Genomic DNA, 24,015 nt, shown 5'->3' with positions numbered 1-24,015 from the left:
TTTGGGCCTGGCGGGACAGCGCTGATGGGGCCGATCGCCGCCATCAGGACCGGCTTTGCCAAGTCGTTCCAGTTTGAGGGCCGCGCCACGCGGTCCGAGTTCTGGTGGTTTGCGGCGTTTGCTGCGCTCCCGGTCTATCTTGTTGCCACTTGGCTCGTCCAACCATGGGACAGGCGCTCGTATTCCTTGTCGGAGAAAATGCTTGAAGTCGGATGGTTGGGCGCTCTGATTTGTCCATTAGTGTGTTTCATACTCATGCTTTCTCTTGGAATGCGAAAATACCGCGATGTCGACGTCCCGGTATTTCTCTGGCCAGTACTCATCGCGATAGCTGCCTGCCCGATAGTCTACGCCATAGTCGTGCCCGACATCTTCTATCACCCAAACCAAGCCTTCGTTGTTGCAATAATTCTATGCCCCATCGTGCTGCTTTGCGCGTTTCTCTTCCCGCTAGGGCCTACCAACAGTCGTCTCCTTCCTGAGAGTTCCGACGCAAATGAGGTTCCCAAATGAACGACCATTCCCCGAACGACGTCTTTCACGCCTCCAGCTTCATGCAGGGGCACAATGCGGAATATGTGGAGCAGCTTTATGCCCGCTACGCCGATAACCCCGGTGCGGTGGATGAAAGCTGGCAGGCGTTCTTCCGCAGCCTTGGCGACGCCCCGGCGGATGCCAAGGCAGAGGCCGCAGGGCCGAGCTGGGCGCGCCATGACTGGCCGCCTGTCCCGAACGACGATCTGACAGCCGCCCTTGACGGGCAGTGGCCCGCTGAACCCGAAGCGGCGGGCAAGAAGATCAAGGGCAAAGCCGCCGAAAAGGGCGTGACACTGGATGAATCCCAGGTCCGTGCCGCCGTGCTCGACAGTATCCGCGCGCTGATGATTATTCGTGCCTATCGGATCCGGGGCCACCTGATTGCTGATCTCGACCCGCTGGGGATGCGTGAAAACGTCCCACACCCGGAACTTGACCCGGCGAACTACGGTTTCTCCAAGTCCGATATGGACCGCCCGATCTTTATCGACAACGTGCTGGGCCTCGAAGTGGCCACCATGAACGAGATCATGGCGATTGTGAAACGCACCTATTGCGGCACTTTCGCGCTGCAATACATGCACATTTCGAACCCCGAAGAGGCGGGCTGGCTGAAAGAGCGGATTGAAGGCTACGGCAAGGAAATCAGCTTTACCACAAACGGCCGCAAGGCGATCCTGAACAGCCTTGTGCAGGCCGAGGGTTTTGAGAAATTCCTGCACGTCAAATATATGGGCACCAAGCGTTTCGGCCTTGACGGGGGCGAGGCGCTGATCCCGGCCATGGAACAGATCATCAAGCGCGGCGGGCAGCTCGGGCTTGAGGATATCGTGATCGGGATGCCGCACCGGGGCCGCCTGTCGGTGCTCGCCAATGTGATGGAAAAACCCTATCGCGCGATCTTTAACGAATTTCAGGGCGGTAGCTTTAAGCCCGAAGATGTCGATGGTTCGGGCGATGTGAAGTACCACCTTGGTGCCTCATCTGACCGCAGCTTTGATGACAACACCGTGCATCTGTCGCTGACGGCAAACCCCAGCCACCTTGAGGCGGTGAACCCTGTTGTGCTGGGCAAGGTACGCGCCAAGCAGGACCAGCTGAAGGACGAGGATCGCACCCGCGTCATGGGCATTTTGCTGCATGGGGATGCGGCCTTTGCAGGGCAAGGCGTTGTGGCCGAAGGATTCGGTCTGTCGGGGCTGAAAGGTCACAAGACTGGCGGCACGATGCATATCGTAGTCAATAACCAGATCGGATTTACCACCGCGCCGCATTTCAGCCGCTCGTCGCCCTATCCCACCGACATCGCGCTGATGGTTGAAGCCCCAATTTTCCACGTCAACGGCGACGACCCAGAGGCGGTCGTGCATGCCGCGCGCGTGGCAACAGAATTCCGCCAGAAGTTCCACAAGGACGTGGTGCTGGATATCATCTGTTACCGCCGCTTTGGTCACAACGAAGGCGATGAGCCGATGTTCACCAACCCGGTGATGTACAAGAAGATCAAGACCCACAAGACGACGCTGACGCTGTATACAGAACGGCTTGTCCGCGACGGTTTGATCCCCGAGGGCGAGATCGAGGATATGAAAGCCGCGTTCCAATCCTATCTGAACGAGGAATTCGAGACCGGTAAAAATTATAAGCCCAATAAGGCCGACTGGCTGGACGGGCGCTGGTCGCATCTGGACAAGAACGACGCCGACTATCAGCGCGGCCAGACCGCGATCAAGCCGGAGACAATGGATCAAATCGGCAAGGCGCTGACGGCGGCACCGGATGATTTCAATATCCACCGCACGGTTTCGCGCCTGTTGGACACCAAGAAGACAATGTTCGAGACCGGCGAGGGCTTTGACTGGGCCACGGGCGAGGCTTTGGCCTTTGGTTCGCTTGCCGTCGAAGGCTACCCGGTGCGCCTGTCGGGTCAGGATTGTACGCGCGGCACCTTTAGCCACCGCCACTCTGCCCTGATCAATCAGGACACCGAAGAACGGTACTACCCGCTAAACAACATCCGCGAGGGCCAGGCGCAGTACGAAGTCATCGACTCGATGTTGTCGGAATACGCTGTGCTGGGCTTTGAATATGGCTATTCGCTGGCCGAACCCAATGCGCTGGTGATGTGGGAGGCGCAGTTTGGCGATTTTGCCAATGGTGCGCAGATCATGTTCGACCAGTTCATCAGTTCTGGCGAAAGCAAATGGTTGCGGATGTCGGGCCTCGTCTGCCTGCTGCCGCATGGCTACGAAGGTCAAGGGCCCGAACATTCCAGCGCGCGCCTGGAACGGTTCCTGACGATGTGCGGCGGTGACAACTGGATCGTCGCCAATTGCACCACGCCTGCGAATTATTTCCACATCCTGCGCCGTCAGGTGCATCGCGACTTCCGCAAGCCGCTGATCCTGATGACGCCAAAGTCGCTGTTGCGCCACAAGATGGCCGTCAGCCGGGCCGAGGAATTCCAGACTGGCAGCTCGTTCCACCGGGTGCTGTGGGATGATGCCCAGCAGGGCAATTCTGACCTGACGCTCAAGCCCGACGACAAGATCAAGCGTGTCGTGATGTGTTCCGGCAAGGTCTACTTTGACCTGTTGGAAAAGCGCGATGAAATGGGGCTGGATGACACCTATATCATGCGGTTCGAGCAGTTCTATCCCTTCCCCGCGCAATCGGCGGTGAACGAATTGCAGCGTTTCAAGAATGCCGAAATGGTCTGGTGCCAGGAAGAGCCCAAGAACCAGGGGGCGTGGTCGTTCATGGAACCCAATATCGAATGGGTCCTGACCCGGATCAAAGCCAAACATTCACGGCCTGCCTATGCCGGTCGCGCCGCCGCTGCCAGCCCCGCCACGGGGCTTGCCAGCCAGCACAAAGCCCAACAAGCAGCACTCGTCGCAGACGCGCTGAACATCAAAGGAAACTAAGTCATGAGCACCGAAGTCCGCGTCCCCACCCTTGGCGAAAGCGTCACCGAAGCTACCGTCGCCACGTGGTTCAAACAGCCCGGCGATGCCGTAGCGGTTGATGAAATGCTCTGCGAGCTGGAAACCGACAAGGTCACGGTCGAGGTACCGAGCCCCGTCGCTGGCACCCTGTCTGAAATTGTCGCCGCCGAAGGCGACACCGTTGGCGTTGATGCGCTGTTGGCCCAGATCGCCGAGGGCGACGCGGCCCCGGCACCCGCCGCCAAACCCGATGAGGGCGCGACAGCAACCGAAGAGGCCCCTGCCCCGGCTGCCGGAAAGGACGTCGAAGACGCCCCCAGCGCGAAAAAGCTGATGGCCGAAAACAACCTGACGGATGTGCAGGGCACCGGCAAGGATGGCCGCGTGATGAAAGAGGATGTGTTGAACGCCCTTGCCACCCCGGCCCCGGCACCTGCCGCCGCCCCGCGCGCACCCGTCGCTGCCGATCAGGCCGCGCGCGAAGAACGGGTCAAGATGACCCGCCTGCGCCAGACCATCGCCAAACGCCTGAAGGACAGCCAGAACACCGCCGCGATGCTGACCACCTATAATGAAGTCGACATGACCGAGGTCATGGCATTGCGCAATGAATACAAGGACTTGTTCCTGAAGAAACACGGCGTGAAACTGGGCTTCATGTCCTTCTTTACCAAGGCCTGCGTACACGCCCTGCGCGAAGTGCCAGAGGTCAACGCCGAAATCGACGGCACCGACATCGTCTACAAGTCTTACGTCAACATGGGGATCGCGGCTGGCACGCCCACCGGCCTTGTGGTGCCGGTCATCAACGATGCCGACCAGATGTCATTCGCCGCCATCGAAAAGGCGATTGCCGAAAAAGGTGCGAAGGCGCGTGACGGCAAGCTGTCGATGGCTGAAATGCAGGGCGGCACCTTCACCATCTCCAACGGTGGTGTCTACGGCTCGCTGATGTCGTCGCCCATCCTGAACCCGCCACAGTCGGGCATCCTTGGCATGCACAAAATTCAGGACCGTCCCATGGCGATCAACGGGCAGGTGGTGATCCGCCCGATGATGTATCTGGCGCTGTCCTACGACCACCGGATCGTCGACGGCAAAGGCGCTGTGACGTTCCTTGTGCGGGTGAAAGAAGCGCTTGAGGATCCACGGCGGTTGTTGATGGATCTGTGACACCGACAATGGTCATTGATAGGTGCACACGCCTTGGGGGGAAGCAAAGCGCCCTCCAAGAGGAAGGTCAGCCCATGTCTGGATGTGTGAAGCGATGACCATCTTTCCCGAAGTAACTCGACGGCAGATGCGAATTGCGCGGGTGCGGTGCATTTTGCTGTTTCTGCTGTTCACCTTCTCCCTGATATACAGCGTGTTTGTATTGATCCCGACCCGAACCGACCTTTGGATTCATGGTCTGGCTGCGTTCACTTTCAACAGCTTCGTGGTTTGCATTTCGATCTTTACCTATCAAATTGAAACCAGCGTTTCGCGCTTCAAGTCTGAAAGAGTCAGAAAGCTCTCACCTGAGACTATGTTGCCGCTTCTGCTTTTCGTTCCGCTCTTTTCGGTCGCGACAAGCACACTGCAGCAGGTAGCGCGCTACGAGTCAGTGCCACTCATGTACGCCTCCGCTCTTGCAAATATTCCGTTTATGGCGTTCATGATCCACGGATGCTGGCACGGAATACGTGATCCCTACATGCCGGCCGCCTTCAAGATCAGGCTCCGCAACGGCGCGGAAAGTCAGCGCTCATGACCCCCGAACTCACCGTCCTCACCTTCGCCATCCTGCTGCAAGCGCTCCAGTTCTGCTGGCTCTCTGTCGCGGCCAATCTTGAGCTTGGGCCGGGCAAGACCGCCTCGCCGCGTGACCCCGAACGGCTTGGCGGGAAGCGGCTGGAAGAGCTGGCGAGCGCCAAAACCGGCCGCCTTTTCCGTGCGATGAACAACCACTTCGAGGCGCTGATCCTTTTCACCGCCACCGTCGCCGTGATCAGCCTTGCCGACAAGAACACCGGCTTTTCCGCGATCTGCGCCTGGGTCTATCTTGGCGCGCGCATCCTTTACGTCCCCGCCTACTATTTCGGCCTCGTCCCCTGGCGGTCGCTGATCTGGTTTGTCGGGTTTACCGCCACGATGCTGATGTTACTGTCAGTATTCATCTGATTGCGCGTGCACCGCACGGTTCACGCGTCTTAAGACCCCAGGCAGCACGGAATGTTGCCGCGATGTGCACGGGTTGTGCATCGTCAAAATGCCAAGGAGAGGCCCATGGCCAACTACGACGTCATCATCATCGGTTCCGGCCCCGGCGGCTATGTCTCGGCCATTCGCTGCGCCCAACTGGGCCTGAAGGTCGCTTGTGTCGAAGGGCGCGAAACGCTTGGCGGGACCTGCCTGAACGTCGGCTGCATCCCCTCCAAGGCGCTGCTGCATGCCACCGAAATGCTGCACGAAGCGCAGCATAATTTCGCGGAAATGGGCCTGAAGGGCAAAGCGCAATCCGTCGACTGGAAACAGATGCTAGCCTATAAGGACAAGACCATCAGCCAGAACACCGGCGGCATCGAATTTCTCTTTAAAAAGAACAAGATCGACTGGCTCAAGGGCTGGGGTTCAATTCCCGAGGCGGGCAAGGTCAAAGTCGGGGAAGAGGTGCACGAAGCCAAGCATATCGTGATCGCATCCGGATCTGAATCATCCTCTCTGCCCGGCGTTGAGGTTGACGAAAAGACGGTCGTGACGTCGACCGGCGCGCTGGAACTGCCAAAGGTGCCCAAAAGCCTTGTGGTCATCGGCGCGGGCGTGATTGGGCTGGAACTCGGCTCTGTTTACGCGCGGCTTGGGTCAGAGGTGACCGTGGTGGAATTCATGGATGCGATCACCCCCGGTCAGGACGGCGAGGTTGCCAAGGTCTTCCAGAGAATGTTGAAAAAACAGGGCCTTAACTTTGTCATGGGGGCCGCCGTCCAAGGTGTCACCGTCAAGTCGAACAAGGCCACCGTGACCTACAAACTGCGCAAGGATGACAGCGAGGCGACCTTGACCGCGGACACCGTGCTGGTCGCCACAGGCCGCAAACCTTACACCGACGGGCTGGGCCTTGACGCGCTGGGGGTCGAGATGTCGGACCGCGGCCAGATCAAGACGGACGCCAATTATGCCACCAATATCAAGGGCATCTATGCCATCGGCGACGCCATCGCGGGCCCGATGCTCGCCCATAAGGCCGAGGACGAGGGCATGGCCGTCGCCGAAGGCATTGCAGGTCAAAAGCCACATGTGAACTACGGCGTAATCCCCGGTGTGATCTACACCCACCCCGAGGTAGCAAGTGTGGGTGAGACCGAAGAAACCCTGAAAGAACAGGGCCGTGCCTATAAGGTCGGCAAATTTTCCTTTATGGGCAATGCCCGCGCAAAGGCTAATTTTGCCGGCGATGGCTTTGTCAAAATCCTTGCCGACAAGGCCACCGACCGCATTCTTGGTGCCCATATCATTGGCCCAATGGCAGGTGACCTGATCCACGAGGTTTGCGTCGCAATGGAATTTGGCGCCGCGGCAGAAGACCTCGCCCGCACCTGCCACGCGCATCCGACCTATTCAGAAGCCGTGCGCGAGGCGGCACTGGCCTGTGGCGACGGCCCGATCCATATGTAGGTCTTTCTTTTGAATGAAAATATGCTGGGGGGAGGCGCGCAAGCGTCCGTGGGGGCTAGCCCCCCCTACCCCTTGAGCAACCGCAGGCCCTTGGTCGCATCGGTGCGCACGGCCAGCCGCAAACCCGGCTCGTCCCCCGCACGCAGGGCCGAGATGATCAGCCGGTGGGTCACTGGCGGCTCTGCCCGGTTCAACCGCCCATAAAGCGCCCGCATGGTGGGCCCCAGTTGCAGCCAGACGGTTTCGGTCATCGCCAGCATCGCCGGGGCCTGCGCGCGCAGGTAAAGCGTGCGGTGAAACTCCAAATTCATCCGGATATAGCCCGTCGCATCATGCCGCGCGATCATCTGGCTGACGCCGTTGTTGATCGCCTCCAGCCGCTCGATCAGGGCAAAGTGGGCGCGCGGCAAGGCGCGGCTGGCCAGTTCCGGTTCCAGCAAGGCGCGCAGCGTTGCCAGCTCTTCGATGCGTTCATTCGTCAGCTCTGGGGTCGAGACACGGCCAGAAGACGACAAGAACAGCGCGCCTTCTGCTGCCAGCCGGCGGATCGCCTCGCGCGCGGGCGTCATCGAGACCCGGTATTCCTTGCCGATCCCGCGCAAGGTCAGCGCCTGACCGGGCGCAATCTCGCCATGCATGATCCGCGTGCGCAGGGCGCGGTAGACGCGGTCGTGGACGACACCGGCGGTGTCAGGTGTGCGAGGTTGGATCATGTCGCTTTGTGATCACAAATCGAAATTCGGTCAAGGGCAGGCTCAATCGAACTGCACCCGGTGCAAATCCGTCCCATGTGCCCGCAACCAACCGCGGTGCGCGGCATAGTCCGGCATCAGCTCGGCCACCACAGTCCAGAAGGCGGCAGAGTGGTTCATTTCGACCAGATGCGCGACTTCGTGCGCAGCGACATAGTCCAGCACCGCAGGTGGTGCCATGATCAGCCGCCAAGAATACATCAACACGCCCTTGGACGAACATGACCCCCAGCGTGACCGCGTATCCCGCAGGCTGAGCTTTTCATAGCGCCGTCCCACCAGTGCTGCATAGTGATCCGACCGGTCCGCCAGCACATCCCGCGCGTGATGCTTCAGCACCGCCTGCACCTTGGAGCCAATGGCGCGTGTGGTTTGAGGCAGGATCAGGCTGTCGTCCGCCAGATGCGGGCGCTTGACCGCGCCTAACCGGATGGTCAGCGGGGCACCGCGAAACGGGATGCTGGCCCCTTCGACCACGGGCTGCGGCCCTGCCACCTGTGACAGGTGTTTGCGCAACCAATCCTCGCGCGAAGACAGAAACGCCAGCGCCTCGCCGTCAGAGGCGCGCGGCGGCAGCGTCAGGCTGACCTTACCGTCCAATCGCGACACGCGCAGCGACATTTGCCGCGCCCGCGCCGATTGCCGGATTGCAACTGCAATCGGGGGGTTGCCAAGGGTCAGTTCCCGGCCCATATCCGTCCTTTACGCCGCTTGTCTGCCAAAGACTTTGACACCGTCATTGGGTTATGGCAGTTGGCCCGGATAGCCCGCAAGGGCCGCTCAGAATTTTTGAAGGGGAAATCCCATGCCGAACGAAGAATGGGGCACAAAACGCCTTTGCCCGACGACTGGCAAACGCTTTTATGACCTTGGCAAAGACCCGATCGTCAGCCCTTACACAGGCGAGGTTGTGGCGGTCGATACCTCCAAGACCCGCACGATGCAGGCCGATGCCGAAGACGCGCAGACCAAGAAGCTGAAAGAGACATCGGAAGAAGAGGATCTGATCCTCGACGATGATGACGATTCTGATGAAGACGTCGATCTTGGCGATGATGTGCTGGATGATGACGACGACGACGATGATACCGTCAGTCTGGACGAACTGGCCGACGTTGCCAGCGATGACGACAGCTAATTGTCAAACGGGGCGTGATTTTTGGACTTGATCCCGCCCCGTCAGCCGCATAAGTAGCGGCCACGGTCAGGGGCCTTAGCTCAGTTGGGAGAGCGCTTGCATGGCATGCAAGAGGTCAGGGGTTCGACTCCCCTAGGCTCCACCAAATCCCCCTTTTTGACATGATCGCTTTTGTCCTGCGTTGGTTGGCATTGCCTGCAGCGTGCGAGGTGGTGCGCGGCAAGATCGAAAAGCGCCCGATATGGATGGCGCATCTAGTTTTTGCACACCGGTTTTATCCTATACATCCCTGCCAAACTTTGTTGAAACATCAGTGGCTTTGATGATCCCGGACCGGAACCGCTGACGTGACGAATACTTTATACAACGCACTTTTTGCCCCGCATGCGCAGAACGACGCGCTGTTTCTGGAACTCGATGACGGCACCAGCTGGACCTATGCGCAATTTGTGGCACGGGCGGCCCAGATGGCGCATGTGCTGGCGGATGTGGGTGTGACCCCCGGCGACCGCGTTGTTGTGCAGGCCCCGAAAAGCGCCGACGCGCTGGCCCTTTATGCCGGCGCTGTGCAGGCGGGCGCGGTCTATCTGCCTTTGAACACCGCCTATACCCAAAGCGAAGTTGGCTATTTCGTCGGGGATGCCGACCCGGCCCTGATCGTCTGCGACCCGGCGAGCCTGCCGCAGATGACTGCGCTGACCGGGACCAGCGGCATCCCGGTGCTGACGCTTGCTGCGGACCAGACTGGCACGCTGAGCCGAGCAGCGGACACATTTGCAACCACGTTCGAAACCGCCGCACGCAGCGCAGATGATCTGGCGGCCTTACTTTATACCTCGGGCACGACGGGGCGGTCCAAAGGCGCGATGATGAGCCATCGCAATTTGCTGTCGAATGCCCGGACGCTGACCGATCTTTGGCAGATCACGGCACGCGACAGGTTGATCCACGCGCTGCCGATCTTTCACACCCACGGGCTTTTTGTGGCGATGAATACCAGCTTTCTGGCGGGGGCGTCGGTGCGCCTGATGGCGGGGTTTGATCTGGACGATATTCTGGATGCCCTGCCGCGCGGCACGCTGTTGATGGGGGTGCCCACGTTCTACACCCGGCTGCTTGCGGATCTACGGCTGACCCCGGATCTGGCAGAAAACATGCGGCTTTTCATCTCGGGCTCTGCCCCGCTGTTGGCTGAGACGCACAGTGACTTTGTCGCGCGTACAGGCCACCGCATTCTGGAACGCTACGGCATGACAGAGACGAATATGATCACCTCTAACCCCTACAAGGGGCCCCGCGTTGCAGGGACGGTGGGCTATCCTTTGCCGGGGGTTGAGGTGCGGCTGATGGCGGACGGCGCGCCTGTCGCGCCTGGTGAAATCGGCATGATCGAAGTGCGCGGCGACAACGTGTTCCAAGGGTATTGGAACATGCCCGACAAGACCGCCGAAGAGATGACTGAGGACGGTTTTTTCATCACCGGCGATCTGGGGGTTGCCACATCCGACGGGCGGATCAGCATCGTTGGGCGGCAAAAAGACCTGATCATCTCGGGCGGTTTCAACATCTATCCCAAAGAGGTTGAGGATGTGATCAACGCCGTGGATGGCGTGCTGGAAAGTGCTGTGATCGGCGTGCCGGACGCGGATTTTGGCGAAATCGTTGTGGCCGTTGTTGTGCTTGACGATAGCGCGCTGACGCCGAACGACCTGTCCGCCGCAGTGGCACCGCATCTGGCCCGTTTCAAGCATCCGCGCCGGTTTGAGGTCGTGCAGGCGCTGCCACGCAATACGATGGGCAAGGTGCAAAAGAATGCGCTGCGCGACCGCTTTGACGGCTAACCTAGGCGTCCCAGTCCATCACCACTTTGTACGCGGCGATTTGTTTGGGAATATCGCCCGGGATCGCGATGGCGTTGGCTTGGGGTAGGTACGGGGTCGTTGGTTAAGCTGCCCGGTCTGTTAGCGACCACACCCAGCATGTTGCGGCAAAGTGGGGCCTGTCCGGCGCGGTCTGGACGACGGGGTCGCGATGCAGGAAAGCGGCGCGGTACCATCGACTGTCACCGTCAAATGTGCGGGCCGTTTCATGACACCCAGATTGGGCATTCGCCGCTTGAAATCGCGACGCGGCGCGGCGATTATCTGACTTGTGTTGTTTCGCGAACCTTGGCGTGCAGCCAAAGACACCTATCGTCCGTCGCGGCATCACAAAACATGATGTTGGAGCTACTGGATAGATCTGGATAAGGGATTTGACGGGACACCGGGCCGGAAATGACCACGACACCCAACAATCGGAGGCACAATGCCTGACTATCTACTTGATCTGCTGTCCTGGGTTGTGGCCTTCATCGTGCTTGGCGTCGTCTGGCGCTGGCTGCAAACCCGGCAGTCCCGTCGCAAAGATGACGACGACGCATGACCTTGCAAGGTGCCGACCACCGTGACGGCGATCAGATCAGCCCCGCCCTGCGGTTCCCGCAAACCTAGCTTGCGTCTTGAAACCGGGCATCTTGCGCGATCAGCAAGCCAAGTAATCGACTGCGCAATCGCAGCGAAAACAGAAATGCATCGCCCCCCAGATCGTGGTGCCCGATTACCAACGCACCCGGCCCCAGCCAGCGCGGCAGCCGCAATCGTCTTTGACCCCACTGGACAAAGTAGTGATCGCTTTTGAAATAGAGCGCGTCATCGCTCGCCTCGATTTTCAGGGCCATGCCAATGCCATAGCCGATGTATTCTTCCAGCCCTGTTGGCCCTGCGAACCGTTTGGAGCTGTGCACAACCTGCGGAAACCCACGGCCACGCCCGTATTGCCGAACCCAGAACTGCCCGTCGCTGGCGTGATCCTCTGTCACCACGACAACCGCAGGCTGCCCCACGGCAGCGGCATCAAACGGCAAAGGCGCACCGACCAGACGCAAGGCCTGCGCCAAAAGTCGCCCCGCCCAATTCATCTGCATGTCGATGACCTGCCCCTGATAGGTGACGCTGTTGCCGCCCGATAAACGCTTGCCAAAGCGGCGGCGGATGGCCTGCGGCAGTCGCGCCCATTGTGCGGCCCCCAGCAGGTTGCGGAACCGGTGGTCGCGGGCCGCATTGGCGCGGATCGGCTGATACATCTCCATTTTGTTGTCCTCCAATCGTGTCACAAATTTCTGCACAGACAGAAATAAATCGTCAAAAAAAGGGGGCTATTCCTTTGCCCTACCCGTCAGGTTCATCAGGGCAAACACCTTGTCACCCATTTTCATCATCATGTTCAGTTTCGACTTTGGCACGCCCAGCATCTGGCCGTACCATTTGTCTGCAGTTTGCAAGAGGTCCTGCAAATCTTGCATCCGTTTCAGGGCCTCGGGGCTGACGTCCTTTTCCTGTTCGGCCTGTGCGAGGCAGGACGCAATTGCGGTCATTGCGGGATCAATCTCGCGCTCTTTGCGGCCCTGCGCGATGCGCATCGCCATTTCCCAAACGTCGGCTTCGGCCTCAAAATGCTCGCGCCGGTCACCGGCGATGGGCACGCGGCGGATCAGCTTCCAGCCCACCAGCTCTTTGAGAGAGTTCGACACGTTGGACCGTGCAATCCCCAGTGCGTCAGAGATTTGTTCGGCATTCAGGGGCTTGGCGCTAAGGAACAGCAGCGCATGGATCTGCGCCACCGACCGGTTCACGCCCCACTGGCTGCCCATGTCACCCCAATAGAGGATGAATTGTCGCTGCGCCGAGGATTCGCTTATGTCTCTAATTTCTGTCATGACAGAAATATCTGACAAAACCGGATCAGAGTCAAGCGTGACCGCAGGCATTGCCCAAGCGCGTACCCCAAAAAAACGGGGCCGCCCTTCGGACCGCCCCGCTGATGTCAGCTAAGTGTGACCCAGCCTGCGTTGCCCTGACTTGACCGCACGCAGGCATCCACGAACCGCATCCCGTCAAGACCGGCATCAATGCCGGGCAGTAGCGTGTCGCTGGTCTTTTTCTCGCCCCGCACAACGGCGGCGGCTTCGGTGTAAAGCGTGGCGAAGGCTTCCAGATATCCCTCTGGGTGGCCACCGGGGATGCGCGAGACGGCGGCGGCGGCGTAATTGGCGCCTGCCCCGCCGCGTGTCAGCGTTTGCACCGGGTCACCATGCCGTGTGAAGCGCAGGTAGTTCGGGTTTTCCTGCCCCCATTCCAGCCCGCCCTTGTCGCCAAAGATGCGGAGCCGCAGGCCGTTTTCATTGCCCACAGACACTTGACTGGCCCAGAGCATTCCCTTGGCCCCATCCGCATAGCGCAACATGATGTGTGCGTTGTCATCAAGCCTGCGGCCGGGGACAAAACTGGACAAATCAGCGGCAAGGTGCGACGGGGTCTGCCCGGTCACAAATTGCGCCAGATTATAGGCATGGGTGCCAATGTCGCCGATCGCCCCGCCCGCGCCAGACTGCGCAGGGTCGGTGCGCCATGCGGCTTGTTTCTGGCCAGTTTCTTCAACAGCCTCGGTCAGCCAATCCTGCACGTATTCGGCCTGAACAACCCGGATCTTGCCCAGATCACCCGCAGCAATCATCGCGCGGGCCTGCCGGATCATCGGATAGCCGGTGTAGTTGTGCGTCAGGATAAAAGGTGCCTTGGCCGATTTGACCACGGCCGCCAATTCCTCTGCCTCGTCCAGACTGGCGGTTAGCGGTTTGTCGCAGATGACTGCGATCCCGGCGTCCAGAAACGCCTTGGTCACGGGCGCGTGCAGGTGGTTCGGGGTCACGATGCTGACCGCATCAATACCGTCTGCGCGCGCGGCCTCTGCTGTCGCCATTTCAGCATAGCTGCCATAGCTGCGATCAGCTGCCACGCCCAGTTCTTCGGCAGATGCGTGGGCGCGTGCAGGGTCGGACGAGAACGCCCCGGCCACGATCTGCCAATGCCCGTCCAAACGCGCGGCGATACGGTGCACGGCCCCGATAAAGGCCCCTTGTCCGCCGCCGACCATTCCAAGTTTCAACATGGCTATATCCCCAGCAACCGCTTGTTCTTTGCCGTATCCGGCTTTGCCCCTGCAAAATCATCAAACGCCTTGTCGGTCAATTCAATGATGTGATCTGCGATAAAGGGCGCGCCTTCTGCGGCACCTTGCTGCGGTGATTTCAGGCAGCATTCCCATTCAAGAACCGCCCAACTGTCATAGCCGTACTGTGCAAGACGCGAGAAAATGCCTTTGAAATCAACTTGCCCGTCGCCAAGGCTTCGGAACCGCGCGGCGCGGTCCGTCCAGCCTGCGTAACCAGAATAGACACCCTGCGAGGCGGTAGGGTTAAATTCTGCATCCTTGACGTGAAACGCTTTGATCCGGTCGTGATACAGGTCGATGAAGCCAAGGTAATCCATCTGCTGCAACAGGAAATGGCTGGGGTCATAGTTGATCGTGGCCCGCGCGTGTCCGTCAAGCGCATCGACGAAACGTTCAAAGGTGGCACCGTCGAACACGTCCTCTCCGGGGTGAATTTCATAGGCCAGATCAACGCCGTGATCTTCGTAGGCGTCCAAAATCGGCTTCCAGCGGCGGGCCAGTTCGGCAAAGGCATCCTCGATCAGGCCCTGCGGGCGCTGCGGCCAAGGGTAGAGGTAGGGAAACGCCAGCGAGCCGGTGAACCCGACAGAGACATCCAGCCCCAGATTGCGCGAGGCTTTGGCCGCTTTCATCACTTCGCCCACGGCCCATTCCTGCCGGGCCGCAGGGTTGCCATGCACCGCCTCGGGGGCAAAGGCATCAAACGCCTCGTCATAGGCTGGATGCACCGCGACCAACTGGCCCTGAAGGTGGGTCGAAAGCTCTGTGATCTCGACACCGGCATCGGCGCAGATGCCCTTGACCTCATCGCAATAGGCTTCGCTTTCGGCGGCCTTGGTCAGGTCAAACAGGCTGGGGATGAACGTGGGGATCTGCACGCCCTTATAGCCCAGCCCGGCGGCCCATTTTGTGATGTTCTCCAAAGAGTCGAAGGGCGCGTCATCGCCTGCAAACTGGGCCAGAAAGATGCCCGGCCCTTTCATGCTTTTTCCCATGATCTAGCTCCTCTCGTAGGGTTGCGGGTGATAGGCAAACCGGCTGAACGTCGCCTCTTTGCCTTGCCCGGTTATGTCAAATGCGACCATACCGACAAAGGCCCCGGTAAAGGACGCATGTTCGCCCCGCCCGCCTTCGTCGCTGATCAGATAGGCGGGCAGCGCCGGACCCAGCGGCTGTTCTTTACCACCGTCCTGTGACCAGAAAAACTGTTGCAGCGGCCCGGTCACTTGCACGGATATCTGCACAGGACCGTCGCCGACCGGTTGCGGTGCGTCCAGCGAGAATGTCAGCGCCCCATCGGGGAAATCCCCCATGCAGGACATCAGGGTCAGCACGCGGCCCATACCCGGTTCATCAGTCACAAGGGCTGCGTGGAATTTGTAACGGTTGTAATAGGTGACGAGGCCCGCGGCCTGTTGATAGGTCGTCGGGTCAAAGGCCACGGTGGTCGCGGCCTTATAGGCCAGATGCTCTTGCCGGCGGGCGACCAGCGCCTGTTCGAACCAGCTGCCGAGGCTCTCGCGGCCGGTCAGGACCAGCGCGCCATCCTGAATGCGGAAAATCCGGTCATGGTCAGGCGTGCGCAGCCATTGGAATTCATCCGGCAGCGCCGCGAATGTCTCATGCACGACCGGGCCTGTGTCCGCTGCCTCGGTGGTCATCGCCACGGTCGGCGGCGGCAGTAAGCCGCCGTCTTCCAGGTAAAGCCAATCGTCGCGCCAGACGCAGCGGGCAATCCCCGTCTCGCGCCCGCAGGGGCAATAGCGCCCCTGGCCGTTTTCATCCCCGATCGGGCGACCCATCAGATAGGTATGCCAGGCGGTGCCATCTTCGGCTTCGACAAATTGCCCGTGCCCGGTGCGTTGCACCGGATGATCCGGCGCGCCCATCGTGCTGATCACATAGCTGTCTGGGTGATCCTCATAGGGCCCCCAGATGTCGCGCGACCGGGCCAGCGTGACCGCGTGGTCATAACCGGTGCCGCCCTCTGCCGTGGTCAAATAAAACCAGCCGTTGCGCTTGAAGATATGTGGCGCCTCGGTCAGGCCACGCGGTGTGCCGGAATAGATGCTGCGCACCGGGCCGGTCAGACCGCCGTCTTCGGACCATTCCTGCAACAGAATACCGTCAAAGCTGTCGTGCACCGGGTTCCCGCCCGTGCCAGAGCCGCGATGGTTCCATTGCACGTTCATGAAGTACTTGCGCCCGTCATCGTCGTGATAAAGCGAGGGATCAAAACCACTGGAATTGACATAGATCGGATCGGACCAATCTCCGTCAATCGTCTCGCAGGTGACGATGTAATTGGGCGCATCCTTGAACGCGCCATCCAGCCGTTTGACATCCGTATAGACCAGCCAGAACCGCCCGTCTGCGTGGCTGAGGCAGGGTGCCCAGATGCCGCAGCTGTCGGGATTGCCGCGCATGTCCAGTTGTGCGGCCCGATTCAGCGGACGGCTGACCAGCGTCCAGTTCACAAGGTCGGTCGAATGGTGGATCTGGACACCGGGATACCACTCGAACGTAGAGGTAGCGATGTAGTAGTCCGATCCGACCCGGCAGAACGACGGGTCAGGATTGAAGCCGGGCAGGATCGGATTTTTGATCATTTCAGCAGTGCCTGTGCTTCTGCGATGCCCAGCGGCGCGGGTTTTTCGCAGGTTGTTGTCATCGCCTCGAACTGGCCGGTTTCGCCTGATTTCAGGATCGAGGTCATCACGTCCGTGGCATGAACCGCCAATGAAACGTCGCAGCGATGCGGACGACCCTCGGCGATGGCAGCGACCATATCCGCCAGCCCCGCGCAGCGATAATTTGCCCGGCCATCATCGTTGTTCACGCCAAACGGGTGATCCCAGGCGGGCACCGGCTGCATGTCTTTGTTGTCGTCGGACTGATGCAGATCACCGCCAAAGAAGTTCGGATCAGGCACATAAAGCGTGCCGTCCGCGCCGTAGATTTCCATGTTCTGGTGATCGTGAGCGGTCACATCCCAGCTTGCCGACAGGGTGAACGTGGCCCCCTGTTCAAACTCGATCAGGGCATGGATGTTGGTGGGTGTTTTGACCGGAACAGTCTCGCCAAGGCGCGGCCCGTTGCCGATGGTGCGCACATCGCGCGCAGAGCTGGACAATGCGGCCACGCGTTTGACCGGCCCCAGAAGCTGGATCAGGTTGGTCACGTAGTAAGGGCCGATATCCAGCACCGGGCCAGCGCCCGGCAAAAAGAAAAAGTCAGGGTTGGGATGCCAGTGTTCCATCCCCTTGGACATCACATGCGCGGTGCCTGCCACGACCCTGCCGATCCCGCCTGCGTCAATGATTTGCCGTGCCTGCTGATGCGCGCCGCCCAAGAACGTATCGGGGGCGGACCCCACGCGCAGTCCGGTTTCGTCGCACAGCTTTTGCATCGCCTTGGCCTGATCCAGCGTCAGCACCAGCGGCTTTTCGGAATAGGCATGTTTACCCGCGCGCAAGATATTGCAGGTCACGTCAAAATGCGCATCCGGGATGGTGAGGTTGATGATCACCTCAATATCGTCGCTGGCCAACAGCGCATCAACGCTGCGCGCTTCGACCCCAAATTCCTTGGCACGGGCCTGCGCGTTGTCCATGTTCAGGTCCGCGACAGCAATGATGTCGACACCCTTGAACATAGGGCCAAGCCGCAGGTACGCGGCAGAGATATTGCCACAGCCGATAATACCAATGTTCATTTTCTCTATCCTTTACAGTGTCTTGGCATGCGCTAGCGAAGCGCGGGCAAAGCGGGCATCATCTGATGGGTTGTCGTGTTCCATCACGAAATGCGTGGTCCCGGCAGAGCGTAAGGCGGTCATGATCGTGGCCCAGTCAATGGTACCCTTGCCCAAATCGGCCCAGCCGTCCTCTGCGTCGTTGGTGCCGGCGGCGGCGCGGTCCTTGACGTGGGCAGCGGTGATCCGGGACCCATATTTGGCAATGGTGTCCAGCGGATTGGACCCTGCGACCACGGCCCAGGCCACGTCAAATTCGAACGCCAGATCAGTGCCATCAAGGATCGCGTCAATAGGCAGGGTGCCGTCGGCAAGCGGGGTGAATTCAAAGGCATGATTGTGCCAGCCAAAGGTCAGGCCCGCGTCGCGGAAAGGTGCGCCGATGGTTTGCAATTGCTGGCCGAAGTCAGCCCAGCCTGCCGCATCTGCGGGGCGTTCATCTTCGGGCAGGAAGGGGCAGTAGATGCCAGAGATGTCCAGCGCCTTTGCAATCGCGATCACGCCTTCGGGGTCGGCGGACAGCTGTGGCAGCCCAAAGTGGCCCGATGGCATCTTTAGCCCTGTTTCATCCAAGGCCGCCTTGGTCGCGGCGACGGCTGCGGGGTCGGCATAAAGCGCGCCATAGCCTTCCACCCCGGTATAACCGAGGTCGGCCACCATCTTGAGCGTTTGGTCCATCGGGCCAAAGTTGCGCGAGCAATAAAGCTGGTAGGAAAATCCAGTCATGTCATGTCCTTAGTAAGTGGCGCTGTGCAGGTCGCGCAGCGTGAAAGTGGGTGTCTGGGTGGGGTCAGCCGGTGTAAACACCAGCTGCGCGGTGTGGCCGGGGCCGATATGGACCCCGTTGGTGTCAAAGCGCCCGGGCGTATCCGCCTCGGCGTTGACAAAGAGTGCGAGCGCCTTGGCCGTGACGCTCAGGGTATAGGTGTCGCCGGACTGTTGAACGCTCTGGGTCAGACCGGCAGGAAGCAGATCATAGTGCTTGTAGGGCCGCGGAGCAAAGATATCGCCGCCCTTGGCCCCGTTCGACGCGGTCCAGCCAAAGGTTAGCATCTCTTGCGGACCAACGGTCAGCCCAGTCAGCACGGTGGCCGCCTCTGCCCCCACTGCCGCCTTGCTGCTTGCCAGCTCGCGGGCCTGACCTGCCATGTCGGTGGCATAGGCAGTCACAGAGATGTCGACCGCATCAGCGGTGTCATTCACCGCGCGCAGCGTGATGCTTTCACCATCGGGAACCGCGACCACGGTAACAGGCGCGTTGAAATTGGCCGAGATGTGGTGCAGCAACTTCCAGCCGCCGCCATAGTCAAGCGAGGCCCAGCTGGCCACCGGCCATGTGTCGTTCAGTTGCCAGACCAGCGTGCCCATGCAATGCGGCTTGAGCGACCGCCACTGGGTCACAGCGGTCTTGATCGCCAGCGCCTGCTGCACCTGACTGATATAGACAAAATTCTCAAAGCTGTTGGGAAAGCGGAAATAACGGAACATCGTCTCTGCGATGCGCGCGTTGCCGCCGGGGTTCTTCTGATGGCTCTCCATCACCGGGGCAGCAATGTTGAAATCGGCTGGCTCTGCAAAGCTGCGGATCTGATCCATTGACGGATAGCTTTGGAACCCGAATTCCGAACAGAACCGGGGTGCCACATCGCGGTAGTGGTCAAAGTCGCGGCCCTCGTGCCAGACCGACCAAAAGTGCATGTCGCCCGCGCTGTCATCGTGCCAGGCATCACCAAAGGACAACGGGCCGGGGCTGGGTGAGGATGGCCACCAATTCGCATCCGGCACCATGTCGATCAGCGTCTCTTCGATTGTGCGGTTCAGGCGGTCGTAGTTCACCAGATAGCGGTCGCGGTCCGCTTTGGAAGCCTCGTACCAGGTCAGCGCGCCGACCAGTTCATTGTCGCCGCACCATAAGGCCAGACAGGCGTGGTGGTGCATCCGGGCGACGTTATCGCGCACCTCTGCCTGCACCTCTGCCAGATACGCCCGGTCAGAGGGGTAAAGGTTGCAGGCGAACATGAAGTCCTGCCAGACCAGCAGGCCAAGTTCATCGCAGGCATCATAGAACGACGTCGGCTCGTACCGGCCGCCGCCCCAGACGCGGACCATGTTCATATGGGCATCTGCGGCCGATTGCAGCAGATCACGGGTCTTGGCCTCTGTGATCCGACCGGGCAGCGCATCGGCAGGTATCCAGTTGGCCCCTTTGCAGAACACGTCGCGCCCGTTCACGCGGATCTTGAACCCAAGGCCGGCATCATCCTTTTCGGTCACCAGCTCCATCCGGCGCAAACCGATCCGGCGCGCAGCCGTGGCGCCACCAGCCTGCACATGCAGATCATAAAGCGGCTGATCGCCCTGCCCTGCGGGCCACCACAAATCGGGGTTTGCAACGGAAAAGGTCACTTCCGCCTGCCCGTCGATCACAAAGGTCGTCAACTCTTGCCCGGCAAAGGCAAAGACCGCCTCTTTCGGGCCATTGGCGATCTGGGCTGTGACAATCACGTCCACACCCGCGCCGCTGTGATCCTGTGCCACCATGACCCGGTCGATCCGGGGTGCCTGCGACGCCTCGATCCGCAGTGCGCCGTAGATGCCAAAGGGGGCCAGCGCAATATTCCAATCCCAGCCAAAATCGCAGGCCGGTTTGCGCAGGAAATTGCCGTAAGGGATCGGGCAGTTCGACGACCACGGGATGTCGAAGGGATGCGCGTCATACTTGGCCTTGCCCGCGGCAACTGGCGCATGAAAGGTGACGCTGATCGCGTTGCTACCGACCCGCGCGGCATCGCTAAGCGGCACGCGATACTGGCGGAACGCGTTTTCTGCCGTCAACACGATCTTGCCGTTCACCACCACGGTGACAACGGTGTCCACTTCGGACAGGACCAAATCGACGTCCGTTTCCGTCAACTCGAACGTCCGGGTGGCAACCCAATCGCGTTCACAAATCCAGCGCAGATCATATTCGTTCTGCCCCACATAGGGGTCAGGGATCAGCCCGGCCTGATGCAGGGCGGTGATCCCATCGCCGGGAAGCGACAGGTCACAGCCATGCATGCCACTTGCATCCGCAAGCGACCAAAGACCGGACAAATCAAGCATTAGAGCCTCAGTTCAGACTTCTTGTCAAAGAGCGAGGCGCGCGACGGGTCGATCCCGATCTCGAGCGTCTCACCCACGGCAACGCGGGCCTGCCCGTCCATGCGGATGCGGAAGGTATGCGCGCCCAATTTGGCATAGACCAGCGTGTCAGATCCCATCGGTTCCACCAGATCAACGGTTACCTGAAACCGCAGCGGCGCACCTGCGACCAGCTCTCCGGTGATGACATGTTCGGGCCGGATACCAATCACGGCTGGGCGGTCGGCGGTTTGCGGATCAACCCATTCATAGCCGGTCATCGGCATCACCATATCGTCCACCTTGAAGGTGCCGCCGGTCAGGTCGCCGTCGAGGAAGTTCATCGAGGGTGAGCCAATAAAATCAGCCACATAGATGTTCTGCGGGCGGTTGTAGATTTCATCCGGGCTGCCCAACTGCATGATCAACCCGCCCTTCATGATCGCAATCCGGTCGGCCAGCGTCATCGCCTCGACCTGATCGTGGGTCACATAGATCATGGTGTTTTCAAGCTGCTGGTGCAGCCGCTTAAGTTCCACCCGCAAGTCTGCGCGCAGCTTGGCATCAAGGTTCGACAGGGGTTCGTCAAACAGGAAAACATCCACATCCCGCACCAGCGCACGGCCAATAGCGACACGCTGCCGCTGACCACCAGACAAGGCACCGGGCTTGCGATCCAAGAGCGGCTGGATTTGCAGGATTTCAGCGGCGCGCGCCACGCGTTCCTCAATCTCGGCCTTGGGGACCTTGGCGTTCTTGAGGCCAAAGCTCAGGTTCCCTTTCACCGTCATTTGCGGGTAAAGCGCATAGCTTTGGAACACCATGCCAATGCCGCGTTCGCTGGGCTCTGCCCATGTGACGTTCTTGCCCTTGATGTGAATCTGGCCGTCAGAGACCTCCAGCAGCCCCGCAATACAGTTCAGCAAGGTGGATTTGCCGCAGCCCGAAGACCCCAGTAGCACCAGAAACTCGCCTTCGTGGATATCAAGGTTGAGGTTCTTGAGCACTTTGACAGCGCCGAAGGCCAGATCGAGATTTTTGATTTCAACTGAGTGGGTCATGGTTCAACCTTTGACTGCGCCGGCTGCAATGCCACGCACGAAGAGCTTGCCGGAGGCAAAATAGATGATGAGTGGGACAAGGCCGGTCAGAAGGGTTGCCGCCATGTTGACGTTGTATTCCTTCACCCCTTGCACCGAGTTCACGATGTTATTGAGCTGTACGGTCATCGGGTAGGTTTCCGGTTTGGTGTAGATCACCCCAAACAGGAAGTCATTCCAGATGCCCGTCACCTGCAGGATCATTGCAACCACGAAGATCGGCAGTGACATTGGCAGCATGATCCGGAAATAGATACCCCAGAAGCCGGCACCATCGACCCGGGCGGCTTTGAACAGTTCCTCTGGCACAGAGGTAAAGTAGTTCCGGAAAAGCAGCGTCAGGATCGGCATCCCAAAGATCGTATGAACAATCACCAGCCCTGACAAAGACCCCATCAAACGAATAGCGGCGGCGTCTTCGTTGAACATCCGCAGGAACGTCGTCAATCCTTCGCCGCTTTCGCGCAGCAGGATCACGATAGGATAGATCATCACCTGATAGGGAATGAAGGCGCCAAAGATCAGGATGGTAAAGAAGACCTCGGACCCCTTGAAGCGCCACATCGACAGCGCGTAGCCGTTCACCGACGCAATCGCGATCGAGATGATGACCGACGGGATCAAGATCCAGACCGAGTTGCTGAAACCGCGCGACAGGCCTTCGCAATTCACGCCGGTGCAGGCTTCTGACCATGCTTTGATCCAGGGTTCAAATGTCACCTCGACCGGAGGGGCAAAAATATTGCCAAGGCGGATTTCGGGCATGCCCTTGAGCGATGTCACGATCATCACATAGAGCGGCAGAAGGTAGTACATGCAGACCACGAACAAGGTGCCGTAGATGACGATGTTGGTGGGTGTAAAGGCGCGCTTGGGCCGGGGACCGCGAGGATCGGAGGCAGCGTTCGTGGTCACATCAGCCATTTTTCTTTCCTCCGAATTCGAGATAGGCCCAAGGGATCAGCACGACCAGAACACTGAGCAGCATCATGGTGGACGCCGCAAAACCAAGACCAAGGTTCTGCGCCAGGAACATCTTTTCGATCACGTATTTGGCGGGGACTTCGGACGAAATGCCCGGCCCGCCGCTGGTTTGGGCGACCACAAGGTCATAGACCTTGATGATGCCCGCCGCGATAATCACAAGCGCGGTCACGAACACGGGCCGCATCATCGGGATGACGATAAAGAGATAGGTTTTCCAGGTCGGAATGCCTTCGACCCGGCTGGCTTTCCAGATGTCTTCGTCAATGCCGCGCATGCCAGCAAGTAACAGCACCATCACAAAGCCGGAGCCTTGCCAGATACCGGCGATGAGAATGCCGTAGATCACGATCTCGGCGTTGTTGAGCGGGTCAAAGGCGAAAGAAGTCCAGCCCCATTCGCGCACAACGTTCTGCAAGCCAAGCGATGGATTGAGAATCCACTGCCACACCAACCCGGTGACAACGAACGACAGCGCGAAGGGGTACAGGATGATCGTTCGGATTGTGTTTTCGAACCGGATCTTGCGATCAAGCAGGGCCGCAAGGATAAACCCGATAACAAGCGACAGGATCAGCGAACAGGCGCCGTAAATGGCCAGGTTCTCGATCGAAATCAGCCAGCGGTTTTCGCCCCAGAGCCTTTCGTAGTTATCGAGCCCCACCCATTTGTCGGGCGCAGGCAGCAGCCGCGACCGGGTGAAGGAGTGGTAGATCGTCCAGACCGTGCAACCGATAAAGATCACCAGCGCGGTGAAGACCATCGGAAGCGACGCAATCTTGGCCGACATGTTTCGGAAGAGACTTGACGGGCGTCTTGCCCCCGGCCCGTCTGTGTCAGTCACCGCCATGATGTCCCCCCCGTGGCTGTGGATTTTCTAGAGGCTATGCCAAAACACCCCGGTAAGGCGAGGTCTTTGGGAATAGCGATTGGGTGCTTGGGTCAGATGTCGGGTCCAGAGCGACGCGCC

Annotated in this window: 21 protein-coding genes and 1 tRNA gene; 9 read left to right on the top strand and 13 right to left on the bottom strand. The window is 59.8% G+C overall.

All coding sequences use genetic code 11. From position 1 onward, the window contains the following. Positions 1–24 precede the first annotated feature (24 nt). The 6 genes from AB3Y40_RS02640 (at position 25) to lpdA (ending at position 7,142) form a co-directional block, all read left to right on the top strand. Complete coding sequence (locus AB3Y40_RS02640; RefSeq protein ID WP_369437253.1) at positions 25–513, top strand: DUF805 domain-containing protein; 489 nt, start codon at positions 25–27, stop codon at positions 511–513. Next, positions 510–3,464: a 2-oxoglutarate dehydrogenase E1 component gene (locus tag AB3Y40_RS02635; RefSeq protein WP_369437252.1), complete on the top strand. Its 2,955-nt coding sequence runs from the start codon at positions 510–512 to the stop codon at positions 3,462–3,464. Before AB3Y40_RS02640 ends, AB3Y40_RS02635 begins: the two co-directional genes overlap by 4 nt. A 3-nt stretch (positions 3,465–3,467) precedes the next feature. After that, a complete protein-coding gene (gene odhB / locus AB3Y40_RS02630) occupies positions 3,468–4,658 on the top strand; it encodes a 2-oxoglutarate dehydrogenase complex dihydrolipoyllysine-residue succinyltransferase (protein WP_369437251.1) in 1,191 nt (396 codons plus the stop codon). Between the two features lie 94 nt (positions 4,659–4,752). Further along, positions 4,753–5,238: a hypothetical protein gene (locus AB3Y40_RS02625; protein WP_369437250.1), complete on the top strand. Its 486-nt coding sequence runs from the start codon at positions 4,753–4,755 to the stop codon at positions 5,236–5,238. Further along, entirely contained in the window at positions 5,235–5,648 is a 414-nt protein-coding gene (locus AB3Y40_RS02620) for an MAPEG family protein (RefSeq protein WP_369437249.1), read from the top strand. The genes AB3Y40_RS02625 and AB3Y40_RS02620 overlap by 4 nt, the downstream gene beginning before the upstream one ends. A gap of 105 nt (positions 5,649–5,753) precedes the next feature. Beyond that, entirely contained in the window at positions 5,754–7,142 is a 1,389-nt protein-coding gene (gene lpdA / locus AB3Y40_RS02615) for a dihydrolipoyl dehydrogenase (protein ID WP_369437248.1), read from the top strand. A 65-nt stretch (positions 7,143–7,207) separates the two neighbouring features. On the opposite strand, the gene AB3Y40_RS02610 is transcribed toward lpdA, so the two are convergent. After that, positions 7,208–7,855 (bottom strand): GntR family transcriptional regulator, encoded by a 648-nt coding sequence (locus AB3Y40_RS02610; RefSeq protein ID WP_369437247.1) that lies wholly within the window; start codon positions 7,853–7,855, stop codon positions 7,208–7,210. A 42-nt stretch (positions 7,856–7,897) separates the two neighbouring features. Further along, a complete protein-coding gene (locus tag AB3Y40_RS02605) occupies positions 7,898–8,587 on the bottom strand; it encodes a M48 family metallopeptidase (RefSeq protein WP_369437246.1) in 690 nt (229 codons plus the stop codon). 112 nt (positions 8,588–8,699) lie between these two features. Here AB3Y40_RS02605 and AB3Y40_RS02600 point away from each other — a divergent pair, with 112 nt between their 5' ends. The 3 genes from AB3Y40_RS02600 (at position 8,700) to AB3Y40_RS02590 (ending at position 10,873) form a co-directional block, all read left to right on the top strand. Further along, positions 8,700–9,032, top strand: a complete 333-nt coding sequence (locus AB3Y40_RS02600; protein ID WP_369437245.1) for a TIGR02300 family protein — start codon at positions 8,700–8,702, stop codon at positions 9,030–9,032. Positions 9,033–9,101: 69 nt separating this feature from the next. Beyond that, positions 9,102–9,177 (top strand) — tRNA-Ala (locus tag AB3Y40_RS02595). A gap of 202 nt (positions 9,178–9,379) precedes the next feature. Beyond that, entirely contained in the window at positions 9,380–10,873 is a 1,494-nt protein-coding gene (locus AB3Y40_RS02590) for a malonate--CoA ligase (protein WP_369437244.1), read from the top strand. Between the two features lie 647 nt (positions 10,874–11,520). Here AB3Y40_RS02590 and AB3Y40_RS02585 read toward each other — a convergent pair. From AB3Y40_RS02585 to AB3Y40_RS02535, 11 genes are all read right to left on the bottom strand, one after another. Continuing rightward, on the bottom strand, positions 11,521–12,186 hold the full coding sequence (locus AB3Y40_RS02585; RefSeq protein WP_369437243.1) for a DUF4166 domain-containing protein: 666 nt from the start codon (positions 12,184–12,186) through the stop codon (positions 11,521–11,523). 42 nt (positions 12,187–12,228) lie between these two features. Next, entirely contained in the window at positions 12,229–12,789 is a 561-nt protein-coding gene (locus tag AB3Y40_RS02580) for a GbsR/MarR family transcriptional regulator (protein WP_369437242.1), read from the bottom strand. Positions 12,790–12,896: 107 nt separating this feature from the next. After that, positions 12,897–14,021, bottom strand: coding sequence for a Gfo/Idh/MocA family protein (locus tag AB3Y40_RS02575; protein WP_369437241.1), 1,125 nt, complete (start codon positions 14,019–14,021; stop codon positions 12,897–12,899). 2 nt (positions 14,022–14,023) lie between these two features. Continuing rightward, a complete protein-coding gene (locus AB3Y40_RS02570; RefSeq protein ID WP_369437240.1) occupies positions 14,024–15,079 on the bottom strand; it encodes a sugar phosphate isomerase/epimerase family protein in 1,056 nt (351 codons plus the stop codon). A 3-nt stretch (positions 15,080–15,082) separates the two neighbouring features. Then, positions 15,083–16,693: a glycoside hydrolase family 43 protein gene (locus AB3Y40_RS02565; protein WP_369437239.1), complete on the bottom strand. Its 1,611-nt coding sequence runs from the start codon at positions 16,691–16,693 to the stop codon at positions 15,083–15,085. Beyond that, a complete protein-coding gene (locus AB3Y40_RS02560) occupies positions 16,690–17,799 on the bottom strand; it encodes a Gfo/Idh/MocA family protein (RefSeq protein WP_369437238.1) in 1,110 nt (369 codons plus the stop codon). The genes AB3Y40_RS02565 and AB3Y40_RS02560 overlap by 4 nt, the downstream gene beginning before the upstream one ends. Positions 17,800–17,811: 12 nt before the next feature. Further along, positions 17,812–18,564, bottom strand: coding sequence for a sugar phosphate isomerase/epimerase family protein (locus AB3Y40_RS02555; RefSeq protein ID WP_369437237.1), 753 nt, complete (start codon positions 18,562–18,564; stop codon positions 17,812–17,814). A gap of 9 nt (positions 18,565–18,573) precedes the next feature. Beyond that, entirely contained in the window at positions 18,574–20,943 is a 2,370-nt protein-coding gene (locus AB3Y40_RS02550) for a beta-mannosidase (RefSeq protein WP_369437236.1), read from the bottom strand. Continuing rightward, complete coding sequence (locus AB3Y40_RS02545; RefSeq protein WP_369437235.1) at positions 20,943–22,022, bottom strand: ABC transporter ATP-binding protein; 1,080 nt, start codon at positions 22,020–22,022, stop codon at positions 20,943–20,945. Before AB3Y40_RS02545 ends, AB3Y40_RS02550 begins: the two co-directional genes overlap by 1 nt. Positions 22,023–22,025: 3 nt before the next feature. Further along, on the bottom strand, positions 22,026–22,985 hold the full coding sequence (locus AB3Y40_RS02540) for a carbohydrate ABC transporter permease (protein WP_369437234.1): 960 nt from the start codon (positions 22,983–22,985) through the stop codon (positions 22,026–22,028). Beyond that, complete coding sequence (locus tag AB3Y40_RS02535; RefSeq protein ID WP_369437233.1) at positions 22,978–23,835, bottom strand: carbohydrate ABC transporter permease; 858 nt, start codon at positions 23,833–23,835, stop codon at positions 22,978–22,980. The genes AB3Y40_RS02540 and AB3Y40_RS02535 overlap by 8 nt, the downstream gene beginning before the upstream one ends. Positions 23,836–24,015 lie beyond the last annotated feature (180 nt).

This window comes from Yoonia sp. R2331 (assembly GCF_041103235.1).
Classification (GTDB): Bacteria; Pseudomonadota; Alphaproteobacteria; order Rhodobacterales; family Rhodobacteraceae; genus CANMYO01.
The sequence above is the reverse complement of the archived record's forward strand: the minus strand, read 5'-3'. Positions and strand labels throughout refer to the sequence as shown.